The organism is Mucilaginibacter sp. P4_E8 (assembly GCF_056401495.1).
Genome location: NZ_JBFUJG010000324.1, coordinates 1 through 2,086, shown reverse-complemented (window position 1 = coordinate 2,086; position 2,086 = coordinate 1). Strand labels below are relative to the sequence as shown.

Genomic DNA, 2,086 nt, shown 5'->3' with positions numbered 1-2,086 from the left:
GGGTAAGTCATTTACATCTATCAATCTTGCTGTGGCACTGGCCTTATCGGGCAAAAAGGTTTTGGTAATGGAAATGGATTTACGTAAACCTACGCTTTCGTCAAAAATGGGTTTACCAAATAGTACAGGTATTACCAATTACATAATTTCAAACGTGGTTAAGCCTGATGATATTATTACGCCATCATACCTTAGCGAAAACCTGTTTGTAATAAGTTCAGGTCCAATTCCTCCTAACCCAATTGAAACCATTCTGAATGTAAGGATGACTAATTTGATGAAAGAGCTTAAGGAAAGATTTGATTACATTATTATGGATGCCCCGCCTATCGGTATGGTTTCAGATGCACAGGTTTTAAGCGATTTTGCTGATCTTACCATTTATGTGGTACGTCATAAATTTACCTTTATTAAACAATTAAATATTCCTGAAGATATTTACAGGAATAAGCGAATGAACAAATTAGGTATTGTAATAAACGATATCGCTATAAGTAATGGTTACGGATACGGTTATGGCTACGGATATGGTTATGGCTATGGATACGGTTACCATGCAGAGGATGAGAAAAGTAAAGGCTCATTGAAGAAAAGGTTTCAACGTGTCTTTAAAAAAGTATAATAAATAGACAAAGAATAAAATAAAGGCGAAAGGTTAAAAGTATTAACTAATGTAAAATACTTTTAACCTTTCGCCTTTTTGTTTTTCATCAAATAATAAGCTATCCCAACTTTGAAGCTTTACAGTGAGTGGTACAGAAAGAGTAAAAGGAACTTTAAAGCGGATGGAAAGCTTTACGTTTATGAGGACTTTTTCTTTTACCTATCCTGTCGCCAAGAAAAACTTACAGCACAAAGGGCCTAACCTTATCCAGGGCAAACTCTAATTGCTCAGCAGGAGTGAGGTCTGTATTATCTAATATAATGGCATCATCGGCTCTTACAAGAGGGCTTTCCTCGCGGGTGGTGTCCTGGTAATCACGATGGGCCAGGTTCTCAAATACATCTTCTAAAGTGATCTCGGGATTTTTACCGGTAATTTCCTTAAAGCGTCTTTCGGCCCGTACTTTTGGATCGGCGGTCATGAATATTTTAACGGTAGCATGGGGGAATACYGTAGTGCCAATATCRCGCCCRTCCATCACAATGTTTTTGGAATGACCCATGCGCTGCTGCTGTTTCACCATCTCCCTGCGTACCTCATGTATAGCTGCCACTTCGCTTACTTTTTCGGATACGGGCATCAGGCGGATCTCTTCAGATACTTCCTCATCGTTCAGGGTAATGTGGGTCTGGTAATCGCGCGAGTGAAAGTTAAGGTGGATGTTTTTTAAAGCCTGGGTAATTTGCTCATGGTTATGCACATCAATGTTGTTGCGTAAAAAATACAGCGCAACAGCCCGGTACATGGCACCGCTATCCACATAAATAAAATGAAGTTTTTTAGCTAAGGCTTTGGCCAGCGTGCTTTTACCGCACGATGAATAACCATCAATGGCTACTACAATATTGTTACTCATAGGTGGCCCTAAAATACAAAAATAAGTGAATGGTTAGCGGAGTTGAATAATTTGATTAGGTAATCGTAGTTAAATAGCCATTCCCTCCAATCAACCACTTAGCCCAATCACCCAAAATTATTACTTTTGAAAAATGAACCTTACTAAATCCAACCTTCAAAAAGAAGTTACCTATAAAACCTCGCGCAGTGGCGGCAAGGGCGGTCAAAATGTAAATAAAGTATCGAGCAAGGTTGAGCTTTTATTTAATATAAATGGTTCTGAATTATTTACTGAAGATGAGAAAGTACTGCTAAGCGAAAAACTGCAAAATCGCTTAAATAAAGATGGTTTTGTACAGGTAATTTGTGATGAGGAACGCAGCCAATACCTGAACAAAGAAAAAGCGATAGAAAGATTGGTGTTGTTGCTTACCCGGGCGCTGCAAAAACCCAAAGTGCGCAAACCTACAAAAGTGAGTAAAGCCGTTAAAGCTGCCCGCCTGGATAATAAAAAGAAACATTCGGCAAAAAAAGAAAACAGGAAAATTAATCATAGTGATTAATAATAGATATGCAGATGTGCGA

The 2,086-nt window shown here is 38.6% G+C and carries 3 protein-coding genes; 2 read left to right on the top strand and 1 reads right to left on the bottom strand.

All coding sequences use genetic code 11. The annotated features are described in order from the left end of the window. A partial coding sequence (locus AC1DRQ_RS31005; RefSeq protein WP_477429902.1) for a tyrosine-protein kinase family protein occupies positions 1 to 622 on the top strand: 622 nt, incomplete at its 5' end. A gap of 223 nt (positions 623 to 845) precedes the next feature. On the opposite strand, the gene cmk is transcribed toward AC1DRQ_RS31005, so the two are convergent. After that, positions 846 to 1,520 carry a (d)CMP kinase gene (gene cmk / locus AC1DRQ_RS31000; protein ID WP_477429900.1) on the bottom strand — a complete coding sequence of 225 codons (675 nt, stop codon included), beginning with the start codon at positions 1,518 to 1,520 and terminating at the stop codon, positions 846 to 848. 133 nt (positions 1,521 to 1,653) lie between these two features. On the opposite strand from cmk, the gene arfB reads away from it, so the two are divergent. Continuing rightward, entirely contained in the window at positions 1,654 to 2,064 is a 411-nt protein-coding gene (arfB, locus tag AC1DRQ_RS30995) for an alternative ribosome rescue aminoacyl-tRNA hydrolase ArfB (RefSeq protein ID WP_477429898.1), read from the top strand. The last annotated feature ends 22 nt before the right edge of the window (positions 2,065 to 2,086 follow it).

Coding starts and splice junctions, on each gene's coding strand:
- arfB (WP_477429898.1), top strand. CDS start 1,654: ATGAACCTTACTAAATCCAACCTTCAAAAAGAAGTTACCTATAAAACC.